At 36.4% G+C, this 14067-nt stretch carries 13 protein-coding genes; 8 read left to right on the top strand and 5 right to left on the bottom strand.

The features are described from left to right. Positions 1–12 precede the first annotated feature (12 nt). Positions 13–654, bottom strand: a complete 642-nt coding sequence (locus AC0L6O_RS20060; RefSeq protein WP_473304915.1) for a hypothetical protein — start codon at positions 652–654, stop codon at positions 13–15. 129 nt (positions 655–783) lie between these two features. On the opposite strand from AC0L6O_RS20060, the gene AC0L6O_RS20065 reads away from it, so the two are divergent. From AC0L6O_RS20065 to AC0L6O_RS20075, 3 genes are read left to right on the top strand one after another with little or no spacing between them, the layout of a single operon-like run. Next, positions 784–1248, top strand: coding sequence for a pyrophosphohydrolase domain-containing protein (locus AC0L6O_RS20065; RefSeq protein ID WP_473304917.1), 465 nt, complete (start codon positions 784–786; stop codon positions 1246–1248). Next, the gene (locus tag AC0L6O_RS20070) at positions 1248–1907 is read left to right on the top strand and encodes a YggS family pyridoxal phosphate-dependent enzyme (protein WP_473304918.1); all 660 of its coding nucleotides are present in this window, start codon (positions 1248–1250) and stop codon (positions 1905–1907) included. Before AC0L6O_RS20065 ends, AC0L6O_RS20070 begins: the two co-directional genes overlap by 1 nt. Beyond that, entirely contained in the window at positions 1904–2272 is a 369-nt protein-coding gene (locus tag AC0L6O_RS20075; protein ID WP_473304919.1) for a DUF423 domain-containing protein, read from the top strand. Before AC0L6O_RS20070 ends, AC0L6O_RS20075 begins: the two co-directional genes overlap by 4 nt. A gap of 2 nt (positions 2273–2274) precedes the next feature. On the opposite strand, the gene AC0L6O_RS20080 is transcribed toward AC0L6O_RS20075, so the two are convergent. Next, positions 2275–3294, bottom strand: a complete 1020-nt coding sequence (locus AC0L6O_RS20080) for a hypothetical protein (RefSeq protein ID WP_473304921.1) — start codon at positions 3292–3294, stop codon at positions 2275–2277. A 238-nt stretch (positions 3295–3532) separates the two neighbouring features. Here AC0L6O_RS20080 and AC0L6O_RS20085 point away from each other — a divergent pair, with 238 nt between their 5' ends. Next, entirely contained in the window at positions 3533–4483 is a 951-nt protein-coding gene (locus AC0L6O_RS20085) for a hypothetical protein (protein WP_473304923.1), read from the top strand. A gap of 69 nt (positions 4484–4552) precedes the next feature. Here the strand turns inward: AC0L6O_RS20085 and AC0L6O_RS20090 are convergent, their stop codons facing one another. Continuing rightward, the gene (locus AC0L6O_RS20090; RefSeq protein ID WP_473304924.1) at positions 4553–5575 is read right to left on the bottom strand and encodes a M28 family peptidase; all 1023 of its coding nucleotides are present in this window, start codon (positions 5573–5575) and stop codon (positions 4553–4555) included. 66 nt (positions 5576–5641) lie between these two features. Between AC0L6O_RS20090 and AC0L6O_RS20095 the strand changes: the two genes are divergently transcribed. Beyond that, positions 5642–6466 (top strand): N-acetylmuramoyl-L-alanine amidase family protein, encoded by an 825-nt coding sequence (locus tag AC0L6O_RS20095; protein ID WP_473304926.1) that lies wholly within the window; start codon positions 5642–5644, stop codon positions 6464–6466. Positions 6467–6553: 87 nt separating this feature from the next. On the opposite strand, the gene cysS is transcribed toward AC0L6O_RS20095, so the two are convergent. Next, the gene (gene cysS / locus AC0L6O_RS20100) at positions 6554–8041 is read right to left on the bottom strand and encodes a cysteine--tRNA ligase (protein ID WP_473304927.1); all 1488 of its coding nucleotides are present in this window, start codon (positions 8039–8041) and stop codon (positions 6554–6556) included. A gap of 148 nt (positions 8042–8189) precedes the next feature. On the opposite strand from cysS, the gene AC0L6O_RS20105 reads away from it, so the two are divergent. From AC0L6O_RS20105 to porV, 3 genes are read left to right on the top strand one after another with little or no spacing between them, the layout of a single operon-like run. After that, positions 8190–8879: a SprT-like domain-containing protein gene (locus AC0L6O_RS20105; RefSeq protein ID WP_473304929.1), complete on the top strand. Its 690-nt coding sequence runs from the start codon at positions 8190–8192 to the stop codon at positions 8877–8879. A 50-nt stretch (positions 8880–8929) separates the two neighbouring features. Beyond that, on the top strand, positions 8930–12262 hold the full coding sequence (gene porU, locus AC0L6O_RS20110) for a type IX secretion system sortase PorU (RefSeq protein ID WP_473304930.1): 3333 nt from the start codon (positions 8930–8932) through the stop codon (positions 12260–12262). A gap of 57 nt (positions 12263–12319) precedes the next feature. Further along, on the top strand, positions 12320–13468 hold the full coding sequence (gene porV / locus AC0L6O_RS20115; protein WP_473304931.1) for a type IX secretion system outer membrane channel protein PorV: 1149 nt from the start codon (positions 12320–12322) through the stop codon (positions 13466–13468). 51 nt (positions 13469–13519) lie between these two features. Here the strand turns inward: porV and AC0L6O_RS20120 are convergent, their stop codons facing one another. After that, the gene (locus AC0L6O_RS20120) at positions 13520–14026 is read right to left on the bottom strand and encodes a rhodanese-like domain-containing protein (protein ID WP_473304933.1); all 507 of its coding nucleotides are present in this window, start codon (positions 14024–14026) and stop codon (positions 13520–13522) included. Between the last annotated feature and the right edge of the window lie 41 nt (positions 14027–14067).

Genomic DNA, 14067 nt, shown 5'->3' on the forward strand with positions numbered 1-14067 from the left:
AAATGATATATATTATAATTGGGTCGGTAGTTGTACCGATCTTCCAAGATAACTCATTACAGCATCATAATCATCAAGAGAAATTCCAGCAGCTTTAAGAGCAGCTACTTCTACTTCCTCAACAACCGTTACCTTAACTTGTAAATCCATTTGTGGTTTATAAGAAACATTTCCACCAAAAAGTTGAGTTTGGTTCTTATAATATAAACTTACTTGTCCAGTTTTATATGAGAATAATAAAGATTCTACAGAACCATCAATTTCTTTAGATAAAGAAACTGGCAATGAAATTTTTTCTTCACCTGAAATTAAAGCCACAAAAACCGCTTTATCAGCAGTAATTAAATCACTAGATACAGCAGCTCCACCCCAAGTACTAGTAGTACCTGAACCAATTCCTGAACGCTCAACATTAGCCCAATCAGCAACAGCAACTGTAGCTAAAAAGCTTTTAACATTTGCATTACCATCTAAACCATCTACACCGTCTGTACCGTTTGTACCATCTACACCATCAGTACCATTTGTACCTGCAGCTCCAGTAGGACCAGCTGGGCCAATAGGACCTTGATCTCCTGTATCTCCTTTACATGACACGAAAGCTACTGTGGAAGCTAAGGCCAGCACGCTAAAAAGCCTAACTATTTTGTTCATAATTTTTTTAAAGTTTTAAGATTTAATTGACTTTATATTTTCTTAGCAATATTAGGCGAATTTCAAGAACTTTGCAAGACATAAGTCTTGATAATTTATTTTACGGCACGTTAAACAAATAATATAGCAATGCAATCCCCAGATTCACTCGCTCAAGTAGCAGAATTCCATAAAACCTTCCGTCATCCGATAGTTGAAAAACCTGCTATTCCAGCAAAAAAAAGGTGTGATTTAAGGGTAGAACTAATTTCTGAAGAACTAAATGAGTTAAAAGAAGCCATTGAAAACAATGATCTTGTTGAGGTAGCAGATGCACTTTGCGATATTCAATATGTGCTATCTGGAGCCATCTTAGAATTTGGTTTGGGGGATAAGTTTAAAGCTCTTTTTGACGAGGTGCAACGCTCCAATATGAGTAAAGCCTGCAACTCTGAAGAAGAGGCTATAGCCACCCAAAAGCATTACAAAGAGAAGGGCACTGAGAGTTATTACAAGAAAGACGGCGACAAATTTTTAGTTTACAGAGAAGGTGACCACAAAACTCTTAAGAGTGTAAATTATTCTCCTGCCGATTTAAAAAGCTTATTATCTTAATGAATCAAATAATTAGTCAAATAAAAGAAATAGAAAGTCAATTAGATAATCAGGCTCGCCTTATTGCTGTGTCTAAAAGGCAAGGCAATGAAAAAATACTAGAGGCTTACAATGCTGGTTTTAAAAGGTTTGGCGAAAACTATGTTCAAGAATTAGTTTCAAAACAAGAAGAGCTCCCAAAAGACATTGAATGGCACATGATTGGTCATTTACAAAGCAACAAAGTCAAATACATTGCCCCTTTTGTTAGTCTTATCCATTCTGTCGATTCTTTTAAACTGCTTAAAGAAATTAACAAGCAGGCTCTCAAGAACGACCGTGTGATTGACTGCTTGCTTCAAGTGCATATTGCGAAAGAATCTACCAAAACAGGTTTTGACAAAAATGAACTTGTAGAGGCTTTAAAAACTGGCTTAGATACACTTCCCAATGTTCGTATTATAGGATTGATGGGAATGAGTACTTTGACCGATGACGAAAACGAAATTGAAACAGAATTTAAAGGATTAAAAACCCTTTTTGACGAAGTAAAAAACAACAACCCTGAACTTCCTCTAACAGAATTATCTATGGGAATGAGTGGGGATTGGCCACTGGCTGTAAAAAACGGTAGTACATTAATAAGAGTAGGTAGTGCAATTTTTGGTAAAAGATTATGAATAAGACTTTTTTGATTTTTGGAGCAATTTTAGGCCTTTTGGGTGTAATGGTCGGAGCCTTTGGTGCTCATGCACTTAAAGTAACCTTAGAAAAAGCTGGAAACATGGCGACCTTTGAAACAGCGGTAAAATATCAATTTTACCATGCCTTAGCTTTGGTCTTGACAGGAATACTTTTCAAAGAATTCCCTAGCCAATGGACCAACTATGCTGGTTACTCCTTTTTAGTAGGAACTATAATATTTTCAGGAGCACTTTATTTGATATGCTTTACTGGTATCAAAACTTTTGGTGCGGTAGCACCCATAGGTGGCTCTCTTTTAATATTAGGTTGGTTCTTTTTGATTATGTCTTTCTTAAAATAGACTTAAGTACTTAACAGCGTTAAGTTGGTTTCCAAAACCTCCGCCATGCTTTTGCATTTAGCAAAAATCTTGGTTTTATGATGCTCGTTTAGCTCCTTTTTTATTTTAACTAAGTTCTCTGGCAAATAATTATTGTCTTCTCGCATAACAGCCATTAGATTATTAAGCCGCTCTTTTTCAGATTTTATTCTGTTTCCTATTAAGGTTCTTTCTTCTTTTTGGTATTGTTTTACAGACTCAGGTGTCATGTATTTAATACCTAATTCTATTATCGCATTATTTTCTCTGAAATACTGAGGCATGTAAACCGACTTGCTCCCCTCATAAGATTGTTGGTCAAAATCAATAGCCCTAATTCTATAATGGAAGTCTTCAAAGTCGGGGGTTATAATTACAACAAAATTGGCAGAGTGCATATCTCCCAGTAGTCTAGCAAAACACCGCTCATTAAACTTAATAAATTCCTTAGCTAGTCTAATAGGATTAAGATTAAGGTCGTTTAGGTGAAACTCCATAAAGATATCTCCAGGAATGCCAGCAATATGCTCTTCCACCAAAGTATCTTCATATGTAATATAACTTAAAACATTAGGTGATAGTAAGTGTTCTAATTCTAATCCATAAACTCTAGACGAATCAGCGTTCTTTATATAGAAATAGTCGTAGTTATCATTGACCTTATTAATAATTCTAATTCTGAAAGGTGAAGTATTAGCATAGGTACAAGTATCAACCCTGTCTACCACTAAATGCTGAATTACAGACTCGTCTCCATCTGTTTTTAAATCGGCATAAATGACTTTTAGATTTTCATAAATTTCTCTCAGGTCAGACTGCGAATAAAAGACCGTTTCCCACAGTGTGTCATTATTGTTTTTATCTAAAAGAGGAATCCTATTATCAAAGCGTAGCAAATCTTTGTATTTCAAGGGCAATTCTCGCTCTCTACCATACCTTTCCAAATAAGATCTTAGGGGAGGATTTATCTTATAAGGTATCTTCTTTTTTGATATTAAAGCCATACAGTTTTCACTTTTCTTAAATTTTTCTTAAAAAAACTTTCGTTGATATAATATTGAACCTAAAGTACAGTTAATGTAGTGGAAATGCACTTTTAACCTTAATAAATAGCCGTTTCATCGCATAGAAAAACTGATTCATCGACTAGAAGCTATCATTATCAAACTATCAATGGTAAATAAAAGCTTATCTTTGCATTCCTTTTCCCTAAAAAAAATGGACAAATAAATAATCAAAAAAATGGAACATTCAGAAAAAAGCAACAATTCAGGACTAAAAGCTGGTCTAATTGTAGCATTAGCTCTAGCAGCAGTGTTGGGCTACCTTTATTTTCAAGAACGACAAAAAGTAGATGCCAAGACTGTAGAAGTAAGTGAAGTGAATAGAGACTTAATGCTTGCTAGCTCTAAACTTGACTCTATCGGTACTCAGTTAGATAGCAAAATTGCTGAAATTTCAGCTTTAGGGGGCCAGGTGGATGAACTTCAAGTTCTTAAAGCTCAGCTTGAAAAAGATAAGAGAAACCTTATTTACTCTAAAAACGTAAGCCTTAAAGATTATCAAGACAAAATCTCAAACTACGAGCTAGTACTTACAGAAAAAGACAACGAAATAGCCAAGCTAAGAGAAGCTAACGTAATTCTGACTAATGAAAATGAAACATTAATCTCAGAAAAAACTGAATTGATAGAAACCAATACAGCTTTACAAAATACTAAAACAGCTTTGTCTGATTCTGTTTACGCTATTAATGTTAAGAACTCAGAATTGAGCGAAAAGGTATCTTTAGCCTCTGCTTTAAGACCTATGAACTATGCTATTTCTGCTATTAACTCTAGAGGTAGAGAAAGAGATGGTGCTGAGTTTAAAGCAAAACGAGTTGAAAAAATCAAAGTAGCTTTCAAACTGGCTGAAAACCCATTAACTAAGAAAGAGAACAAAAACATCTTTATGAGATTAATGGACCCAACAGGTGCTGTTATTTCTGATATGGCTACAGGTTCTGGAACTTTCAAATTTGGTGGAAAAGAAACAGTTTATACAGCTAAACAAACAGTTATGTTCAGTAATGATGGTCAAACTGTTGAGTTCATTTATGACAGCGGTTCTGCTTATAACTCTGGTTCTTATACAGTAGAATTATACTCTGAAGGATATAGAATTGGTCAAACAACTTTTGACATTAAATAATCTTTTAAGAACATAAAAAAACGGGTCCTTAAGAAATTAAGTGACCCGTTTTTTTATGTTTAAATCTACCTACTGAATTACGCCATTCTCTTCATAAAGTGTTTGCATCATGGTTTCACCTACTGCTTCTAATGTATTCACATCAATAGCATCTAGGTTATCATCATGGGTGTGCCAATGGTCAAAAAACGTTTGATTACCTCCTAACTTTTGGTCAATAATATCAATCATCGGAATATTTCTATGTTGAATAACAGGAATATGATCATCTAAGATATCGCCGCCAATTGGAGATAAGAAAAAAGAGCTGTAACCCTTAGAGCTGGCCACATTCCATATTTTATTAACCACAGACGGAGCTACTCGCATTGAGATTTTGTCTTTATAAAAAGTTGCACCCTTTGCTCCTACCATGTCAAACAATACGCCGTAAAAAGCAGTATAATTCTCAATATGTGGATTTTTAGCCCAGTAATCAGAACCCATTAAATATCCGCCATAATCGTTTAAAGCATTTCCCTCAAAGGACTCTGGTTTCCCGCCATCTTCTGCATCAAAAAATATATAATCAATACCAATGTTTGGTTTATCGGCTGACTGAGCAATAGTTTCTGCAATCTGTAATAAAATCGCCACGCCACTGGCACCATCATTCGCACCTAAAATTGGCTCATTTTTTCTTTCATCATCTTGGTCGGCCACTTCTCTGGTATCCCAGTGTGCTGCCAAAAGAATTCTTTTCTTAGCTGTAGGATTATAAGAGGCAATAATATTTCTAGCTTCTAAAGACTTCCCTTTAAAGGAAAACGCTTCAAATTCTTGCTCAGTCACTTCCAAACCATAAGACTTCATAGTCTCTACTATCCAATCACCGCATTTCTTATGACCCGGAGTATTCGGTAGCCTAACGCCAAACTCTAATTGCTCTTTTATCTTCTCATAAGCCAAATCTGACTTAAAATCAGGGGCTAATACACTAAGTTTTTGAACCTCCTCTACACTTGATTTAGTCTCTTCCGAAGTATTCGATGTACAAGAACTAAAAAAAGAAACTGCCAGAATAAAACTTAAAATTTTGATTGTTGCTTTCATCTAATTAACTTTGATTACAATATACAGTCCTTAATTGGACTTGCTTTTCTAATAAAACATGTTTCTATGAAAAAGACAATGGCGGCAGCTGTCGCATTATCATGCCTTTTATTCCTTTCTGCTTTCGATGACAAACCTAATGAAAAGTCAGTCATTAGATACGTCAATTATTCAATTTTTGGCAAAGAATACGCCAAAACACCCATTTTAGACAATACCTTAAAAAACCACGCCTATTATATAGTGAGTGGTCATGGCGGACCAGACCCAGGAGCTATGGTAAAAAAAGGAGAAGACTGGCTATGTGAAGATGAATATGCCTATGATGTAAGTTTAAGAATAGCGAGAAATCTTATAGGTCATGGTGCAAGGGTTTACATGATTACCCGTGACGAAAACGACGGTATTAGAGACGAGAAAATTCTTGCTCCAGATAAAGACGAAACGGTTTGGGGAGGTGCTAGTATGCCACTTAACCAAAAGGCCAGATTACGTCAGCGAACAGATATTATCAATAGACTTTACGATGAAAATAAAGCGAAAGGTTTTCATACACAAAGAACTATTATCACTCATGTGGACTCTAGGTACCATGATAAAAAGGTAGACGTATTTTTCTATCATAATGAGTATAGCTCTTCTGGAAAAGACCTAGCCAACTCTATTTACCATACTGTAAAAAACAAGTATGACGAACATCAGAGCAGCAGAGGCTATGAAGGGATAGTAAAATCTCGTGGATTATGGATGTTAAATGAAACCAAGCCCACTGCCGTTTACATTGAACTTGGAAATATTACTAATGAGTTTGACCAAAGAAGGCTCCTTATTCCTAACAACCGTCAGGCTATGGCTAACTGGATAGCTGCAGGAATAAGGCAAGGAAGCTAATTCAATAAGAGCAAGGAGGTTCACCCCTTGCTCTCTATATCGCTCCTATTGGAGCTAAAAAATACAATTAAAAGAGAAGTATTTAAATCACTCTTCCCAAGCCCAATCAATACGGTGCTTTAAGTCTTTAATCACCATCCCATTATCTTTAAAGTAGGCTCTAATTTGGTCTACTTTATCAAACTGCCTGTTGGCTTTATACTCTTTATAAAGTTCTAACATTCCGTTAAGAACAGAAGTGTCTGTTCCGTTTTCTTCTTCAGATAAGCCTAAGATTTCCTCAAAGAATTCCTGGTATTTCGCTTTCAACTTGTTAAATGTTTCTTCGCCTAGTGCTGCAGATTGAAGCTGATTCATGTACATCATATTGATATACTTCAGCAAGGTAAATAAATGGGCTATACCCACCGCAGTATTAAGGTCGTCACCCAAAGCAGTATAAAAACCTTCAATAGCATCTTCTACAATAGCTTTTTTCTTTTCGTCAATCGCTACATCTTCACTTTCAAAAGACATAGACTTAATCATTCTAAAACCATTAAGCAGTCTCCTAAATGCTTTTTGAGAGCCTTTTAAAGCATCGTTTGAAAAATCGAGCGTACTTCTGTATTGCGACTGAAGCATGAAAAACCTTACGGTCATTGGGCTGTAAGCCTGGTCTAACAAGTCGTGCTCACCCTTAAAAAGCTGAGCTGGCAAAAAGCTATTACCTAAAGACTTTGACATCTTTTGACCGTTTACGGTAAGCATATTAGTATGCATCCAGTATCTCACTGGTTCTTGGCCTGTAAGGCTGGTACCTTGAGCTATCTCACACTCATGATGTGGAAATTTCAAATCCATTCCACCACCGTGAATATCAAATTGATTCCCCAAATATTTAGCACTCATACAGCTACATTCCAGATGCCATCCTGGAAAACCCATTCCCCACGGGCTAGGCCACTGCATGATATGTTCTGGTGAAGCATTCTTCCAAATAGCAAAATCTAAAGGATTCCTTTTTTCAGACTGACCGTCCAAAACTCTGGTTTCATTTAGTAAGTCTTCCAGAATCCTTCCAGAGAGCTTACCATAATTACCGCCTTGCTCATTATACTTATCAATATCAAAATAGACAGAGCCGTTTGACTCATACGCCAGTCCCTTTTGTATTAAATCTTTTACTGCTTCTATTTGCTCTATCAAATGGCCAGTTGCCGTAGGCTCTACACTAGGAGGTAAAAAGTTAAATTGCTGTAATACCTCATGAAAATCATTGGTGTAACGCTGTACCACTTCCATAGGCTCCAGCTGCTCTAGCTTCGCCATTTTACCAATCTTGTCCTCGCCTTCGTCACCATCGCCTACCAAGTGCCCTACATCAGTTATATTTCTGACATACCTTACTTTATAGCCAATGCTTCTCAAATACCTGAATAAAACGTCAAAAGTTAAAAAAGTACGAACGTTACCCAAGTGAGCATTGCTATAAACAGTAGGTCCGCAAACATACATACCCACATAACCCTCTGTTAAGGGCGTAAATACTTCTTTTTTCCTATTAAGCGTGTTATAAATCTTGAGCTCTATCATTCGGTCTTTTTAAATTCGGCACAAATCTAAGTTATTTGATAGTAATGAACTCCTAAAAAAGGCAAACAATCCTAATTTGAACCTTAAATTTGATGCTATAAATATTTCATACAGGAGACATAGGCTTCTTGATAACATTGCATTATTAATGTTTGATTTTATAAAAAGAAAAAAAACAATAGCTAAACCGACCGTCAAAAAGGCTCCGAAGTCGGTTTTGACAAAGGAAATCTTTAGTGAGGCTTTGAGCAAGAAAGTTCCAGCGACGGCACTAGCATACTGTGCCGACCTTTGGGAAGAAAATCCTTTTTCTTTTTCTATCAGCAAAACTAGAAGCAGCTGTTTAGGCAATTATAAATTTCACAATGGGCACCATACCATCACGGTCAATCATGACTTAAACCCTTATAATTTCCTCATCACTTACATTCACGAAGTAGCACATCAACGTGTTTTTATTAAATACCAGAAAAATATAAAGCAAAGACCTGCTCCTCATGGTAAAGAATGGAAGTTAAATTTTCAGCAGCTTATGATTCCTTTACTTACCGAATCTGTTTTCCCAATGGAAATTCTTAGGCCTTTGGCTGATCACATGAAAAACCCACCGGCTTCCTCTACAAGAGACGCCAAACTCATGAAAGCGATAAAGGCTTTTAATGAAGGAGACCAATCTGAAGTAGTTTATTTAGAAAATATACCTAACGGTCAATCTTTTGTTTTCAAAAAACGTAAATTCCAAAGACTAGAAAAAAGGCGAACCAGAGCATTATGCCTTGATTTAGAAACAAAAAGAAAATATACCATTCCCTTAATGGCAGAAATCGAGGTTCTTTAGAATGATTTTTGAGCAGGAACGTTAATAAATAGCAATTCAGTAAAACACATTTGAAAAAAGTTTACCTTTTACTCCTTCCTCTTTTCCTTTTAGCTCCAAAATCTTGGAGTCAAAAGAGTATTTTGTCTGAGGGTAACTGGTACAAAATAGAAATCACCAAAGATGGTGTTTACAAGCTAGACAAAGCTACGCTCGAGGGTTTCGGCATTCCTACCGAAAATGTCAATCCGAATCACATTCAACTTTTTAGCAGCCCGAGTAAACTACTGGCTCAAGAAAACGCAAAGCCCAGAAATACAACACAACAAGAACTAAGTATAAAGGTCAATGATACCGATGGTAAATTTGATGCGAAGGATTACATCCTTTTCTACGCAGAAAACCCTGACCAAGTATTTTATGACAGCCTAACTGCTGCATTAAAACACAAGCAGCATCCATATAGCAAGGAGAACTATGTTTTTATGAAAGTGGGTCAAACAGAATCAAAAAAGATTCAAAACCACATTCCTAAAAGTCTGGCATCTGAAACGATAAATTCATTAACACATTTTGAGTTTTATGAGCCTGAGTTTGTCAATATTCTAAATTCTGGAAGAGAATGGCTCGGGGAATATTTTTTCTCCGAATGGGATTTTTCTTTTGACGTAAATGGCCATATTAAAAGCCAACCAGTAAAACTTACTTCGCAATTTGTAGGTCAAACCTTTGAAAACACCGAGCTCTCGATAATGGCAGAAGGCGAAGTTTTAGACAATATTCCACTAAGAAAAATAAACTACCGCTGGAATGACTATTACAAAAGATATAATCGAGCAGGAGAAATAGCGTCCAAATCAATCTCCAACATTCAGGATAATCTCGATTACACCTTTAGTCTTCCTAATGACATTGACGTTTCTTCCGGAGTTTATTTAGATTTTTTCGAATTGACTTTAGAAAGAGCTATTGCTTTTTATCCTAATCAACATCAAGCGTACTTATTGAATAAGGAAAGTGTTTCTTTTGACCTGAGTCATCAGGCCGGCCAAGAATTCATTTGGGACGTAAGCAATCCTTTCTCGCCTAGTATGCTTCAGCCTGCTGATTCAAAATTCTCTTTTCAAAGAAACGGTAAACTAGGGAAACTTGCCTTTTTCAAAATTGACAATGTCTTTACCCCATCAAAAATAGAAGCTGTAAAAAATCAAAACATAGCGGAGACAGAAACACCCGAGCTATTGATAATTTATCCAAAGTACTTTGAAAACGAAGTTATTCAATTAGCTAACTTTAGAGAAAAGCATGATGGACTCAAAGTAGCTTATACAGAAATTCAGTCTATCTATAATGAGTATTCAGGCGGCAAAACCGACCCCACAGCTATTAGAGATTTTGCGAGAGCACTATGGAAAAAGAACCCTGAAAAGTTCAAATACCTCTTACTTTTTGGCGACACAAATTATGATTACAAAGGGGCTAACAACCTTGACTATGTCAAAACAGAGCGACTTATTCCCACCTATGAGGGAAAAGAGTCTTTAGAGCCTATTTATAGCTATTCTTCTGACGACTATTTTGGTTTCTTAAAAGACCATGAGGGCGAATGGCCAGAAGGGTACTCGCTGAATGGTTCTTGGCGTTCTACTCCAAATAAAGACCATAGCCTCGACATTTCGGTGGGTAGACTGCCGGTGAAAGACAGAATTGAGGCAAAACTATTGGTAGACAAACTCATTTATTACAGCACCTCCAAAAGCACACTTGGAGCTTGGAAAAGGAAAATTAGTTTTGTGGCAGATGATGCCGATTTGAACATTCATCAAAGAGATGCCGAAGCTTTCTCTGACCAAAGCCTTCAAAACAATCCAGCCATAAGACCAAACAAAATTTATCTAGATGCCTATCCACAAATAAGCACCGAATTTGGCGACCGCTCTCCTAAAGCAAAAGAAGCCCTAGAGAAAGCAATGAACGAGGGTTCTTTGATTATCAATTATAATGGGCATGGTTCTGAAGATGGCTGGACAGACGAAAAACTCCTGACACTTGACCAAATTTTGAGATGGAGAAACAAAGACAGAATGCCTATTCTTTTTACAGCTACTTGCGAGTTTGGGAGGTATGATAACCCTGGAGTGGTATCTGGTGCAGAAGTGGCCTTACTTAACCCCAATGGTGGGCCAATAGCCCTCCTTACTACCACAAGACCCGTTTTCAGTAGTACCAATTTCAAAATAAATCAAGCCTTTTACGAAAGGGTTTTCGATAATACTTCCGAAGCAGTAAGACTAGGTGATGTTTTCAAAGTGACAAAAAATAACTCTATAGATGGCGAGGTTAATAGAAATTTCTCTCTTTTAGGAGACCCTTCTATGGCTATAGCCTACCCTACATTAGAAGTTAATCTATTATCACTAAACGGTGAAAATCCAGAGAGTTATAATTTATCTAGCCAGTCGAAAGTTTCTTTAGAAGGCAATGTGAATGACAGCAATTTTAATGGAACAGTAAACATTTCATTATTCGATAAAGCTGCAAAAAAGAAGACTATTGGAGGGCAAGACTACCCTTCCATGAATTATCAAAGCATTGAAAACAAACTTTACGAAGGCAAAGCAAAAGTTGTCAATGGAGCATTTCAAACAGAATTTATAATTCCAAAAAGTAGTACAGATGCCTTTGAAAAAGCTCAACTCTACTTTTACGCTGTAAACGCAGATAGCACAAAAGAGGCCATGGGCGGTTATAATAATTTTTTAATAGGAAACTCATCAAACGAGCCTATAATTGACACCGAACCTCCGCTGTTTCAAATGTTTTTTGACCAAGATACACAAACGTTAACCGTTAATATTTCAGACGAAAGCGGTGTAAATATCACTAACAATCAAGAAGATGGTAGTATGATTCTTGTACTCAATGATACTTTGGAGATTCCGCTTAACGAGTATTATACAGCTACAGAAAGTTATAAAACAGGTCAAATTGTCTATCAATTTTCTAAATTACCAGAAGGAAAACATACCACTCACTTAAAATTGGCAGATGTCTATAATAACAGTAGCGAAGAGGCGTTAGAATTTACAGTTGAACAAGAAACGTTTGCTCTAACCCATAATCTGCTATATCCTAATCCAGCTTTTGACATCGTAACTTTACAAATAAGTCATAACAAAGCCGGCGAGGATTTACACTTTGAAATTTCTTTTTTAGATATTTCTGGTAAAATAATGGCACAAGAAATTAGAGATTGTTATTCTTGTGAAGCCAATATTAGTTTTGGTATGAATCTTGAACCCTATTTCCCGATTCAAGGAAAGTATTTTTATAAGATAAATGCCACTCAAATTTCTAATAGAAACAATAGCAGCAAAGGCGGTAAATTGTACTTTTGGAAATAATTGTAAAAAGGTGGTAAATTTGAGGCTCGCTTGAGCCTAATAATAAATAAGTATTATATGAAAAATCGTTTCACTGCGATTGTTTTAATTAGTCTTTTCCCTTCCATTCTGTTCGGACAGGCTCTTACTAATGACTACAGAGTAGTTTCGTCTGCTGTACCATTCTTAACCATATCTCCCGACTCTCGTTCTGCAGCTATGGGTGACGCAGGTGTAGCATCTACTCCTGATGTTAATTCCGTTTACTGGAACACCGCAAAGCTTGCCTTTATAGATAAAAGTGCTGGTGTTAACTTTTCTTACGCTCCTTGGCTAAGAGACTTAGTTGGCGATATGGGTTTATTAAACCTCTCTGGTTATAAGAACTTAGGTGAAGGAAAAGCCATTACTGGTGGTTTTACCTATTTTAATCAAGGTCAAATTGATTTCACGACCAATACTGGTGCTGACGCTGGAAGTTTCCAGTCACGTGAATTTGCCCTAGCTCTTGGTTATGCCATGAAATTGGGTCAAGATTTCTCTGCAGGTATTAATCTAAAGTACATCAACTCTAACCTTGTTGGAAACTCAGTAGTTAACAATCAAACAAGCAAGCCTGCAAGAACTGCCGCTGCTGATTTAAGCTTTTACTATCATAAAGACCGACCAACAGACGAACTTAAAAAGACAGACATTGCTTTTGGTGTAACCCTAAGCAACATTGGTGGTAAAGTAAACTATGGCTATGACAAAGAGTATTTCTTACCTATGAATCTAAAAATAGGTACCTGCTTTACGCTGACGCCAGATGCACAAAACAAATTCAACTTCTTAGTTGATTTCAATAAGTTATTAGTTCCTACACCACAAGAAGACGGAACGCTACCAGAATATGGAACACTTGAAGCAATTTTCAAATCTTTTGGAGATGCTCCTGATGGCTTTAATGAAGAATTAAGAGAAATCACAAGTTCTATAGGTGCAGAATATATTTATGAAAACTTGCTTGCTATTAGAGCTGGTTACTTTTTTGAGCCAATCTCAAAAGGAGGAAGAAAATATGTAACCGTAGGAGCTGGACTAAAGTTGAAAGAGCAATATGGCTTAGATTTAGCCTATTTAATTCCTACTACCTCTGGAAATCCATTAGCTAACACTTGGAGACTTACGCTAAACATTAACCTGCCTGAAAAGGTAGTTACCACAACATCGGTTAATCAGCTATAAGTCAAAATGACATTTGAAAAAAGGTCAAACGCTAAACGTGTTTGACCTTTTTCATTCGTAAACTTTCTCGCCTTCATTTAGCCAAACGCCCCACTTCCTGTTATACGCATGTACTTTTTTCGTTGGCTTATCAGCCAAATCATAAACAGTATTTCCTTGATTAACCCATTCAAAAATACTTCCGTAAAGGTTTTTGACATTGGTATATCCTTCAGCTAATAAACGCTCCCCTATCTTTTCGCTTCTTACGCCTATGGAGCAGTAAATAACTATCTCCGCTTTTTTGTCAACACCATTAAGCCGTTTTAAGTCAAAATCTTCAAAACCAATCCACTTGGCATTTTTCAAATGGCTTACATTATACTCTCCTTTCTCCCTGGCATCTAAAAAAACTATATTATCCGTTTTCTTCTTTGACAGTTCGGCCACAGATATTGTGGGAACAGTTTCATGAAGCATGGTTTTAAGAAGAATATTAAAGGTTCCGCTTTCTACCTGAGCCACGCTGGTGGTGTAGCTTAAAAAGGTAATAAACAAAGCAACTAGTAGTTTTTTCATAGGTTAATATATAAACGTCTTATTCGCCTTTCGAGATCTTA

This window comes from Arcticibacterium sp. GJ41-1, assembly GCF_055808875.1.

What these genes read in the sequence shown, in the direction of transcription:
- AC0L6O_RS20060 (WP_473304915.1), bottom strand. Translation starts at nt 654, where the DNA reads ATGAACAAAATAGTTAGGCTTTTTAGCGTGCTGGCCTTAGCTTCCACA.
- AC0L6O_RS20065 (WP_473304917.1), top strand. Translation starts at nt 784, where the DNA reads ATGCAATCCCCAGATTCACTCGCTCAAGTAGCAGAATTCCATAAAACC.
- AC0L6O_RS20070 (WP_473304918.1), top strand. Translation starts at nt 1,248, where the DNA reads ATGAATCAAATAATTAGTCAAATAAAAGAAATAGAAAGTCAATTAGAT.
- AC0L6O_RS20075 (WP_473304919.1), top strand. Translation starts at nt 1,904, where the DNA reads ATGAATAAGACTTTTTTGATTTTTGGAGCAATTTTAGGCCTTTTGGGT.
- AC0L6O_RS20080 (WP_473304921.1), bottom strand. Translation starts at nt 3,294, where the DNA reads ATGGCTTTAATATCAAAAAAGAAGATACCTTATAAGATAAATCCTCCC.
- AC0L6O_RS20085 (WP_473304923.1), top strand. Translation starts at nt 3,533, where the DNA reads ATGGAACATTCAGAAAAAAGCAACAATTCAGGACTAAAAGCTGGTCTA.
- AC0L6O_RS20090 (WP_473304924.1), bottom strand. Translation starts at nt 5,575, where the DNA reads ATGAAAGCAACAATCAAAATTTTAAGTTTTATTCTGGCAGTTTCTTTT.
- AC0L6O_RS20095 (WP_473304926.1), top strand. Translation starts at nt 5,642, where the DNA reads ATGAAAAAGACAATGGCGGCAGCTGTCGCATTATCATGCCTTTTATTC.
- cysS (WP_473304927.1), bottom strand. Translation starts at nt 8,041, where the DNA reads ATGATAGAGCTCAAGATTTATAACACGCTTAATAGGAAAAAAGAAGTA.
- AC0L6O_RS20105 (WP_473304929.1), top strand. Translation starts at nt 8,190, where the DNA reads ATGTTTGATTTTATAAAAAGAAAAAAAACAATAGCTAAACCGACCGTC.
- porV (WP_473304931.1), top strand. Translation starts at nt 12,320, where the DNA reads ATGAAAAATCGTTTCACTGCGATTGTTTTAATTAGTCTTTTCCCTTCC.
- AC0L6O_RS20120 (WP_473304933.1), bottom strand. Translation starts at nt 14,026, where the DNA reads ATGAAAAAACTACTAGTTGCTTTGTTTATTACCTTTTTAAGCTACACC.